Raw genomic sequence first — 793 nt, 5'->3', positions numbered from 1 at the left:
AGACCTTATTGCGTTCATGAATCCAGTAAGCACTTTCAGGATTCGCTTCTTTGGACATCCATTCAGGGGCTGTTTTATCTTGATTTATATTTTTAACATAGCCACCACCCGTTTTTACATCACTATGACGACCCCAGCTCTTGTTTTGTGCTTTACGGTCAGAGTTAAAATACTGGTCATCCATTTGGAAATTAGGATTAGTACGTGCTGATTTCCAATGCCACGCATCTAACACTTCACCTTGGTTACGTGTGAAATGTCGACCTGATGAACTATCTGGTATTCCATCAACCAAACTATCTTCCTTCATGTGGCAGGACTGGTCACAGCCTTTTTTCTTAAACCCCCTAGTGTTGATGTTCCACAATAAGGCAAATTTGTCTTCGTAATAAGTATTGTCATTACCTGTATCATCTCTATTTTCAAGCTGTTTCCAAGTACCATTCGGTTGTTTTTCCCATGGGAAACGTTGTAAACTTTCTGTTGGATCAGCATAATGCACCAGCATATAAATGAACTCTTTATCATACAAAGCTCGTAATTCAACTTCCGTGGACTTGACACCAGCATAACCATTACTTGGTTTATACGGCGTTTCATTGAGCTCAATACGTATAGGTGTGGCTTGCTTCCATGTATCATCAATTTGACCGTCAATAACAATTGTATTTTCAGTTGTTTGTGCTGTTAATTGCATTGCAGGTGCAGCAGATACGATACTGGAAGATAAAGCTAAAAGACCAAAACAAAATTGAGTTGATGTTTTCATAGGCAAACCCTTCGCGTATTATTA

At 39.0% G+C, this 793-nt stretch carries 1 protein-coding gene; it reads right to left on the bottom strand.

All coding sequences use genetic code 11. The annotated features are described in order from the left end of the window. A partial coding sequence (locus ABXH34_RS11845) for an ethylbenzene dehydrogenase-related protein (RefSeq protein WP_353572097.1) occupies positions 1-769 on the bottom strand: 769 nt, incomplete at its 3' end. Positions 770-793: the final 24 nt, after the last annotated feature.

Source organism: Candidatus Albibeggiatoa sp. nov. BB20, assembly GCA_016744725.1.
GTDB lineage: Bacteria > Pseudomonadota > Gammaproteobacteria > Beggiatoales > Beggiatoaceae > Albibeggiatoa.
The sequence above is the reverse complement of the archived record's forward strand: the minus strand, read 5'-3'. Positions and strand labels throughout refer to the sequence as shown.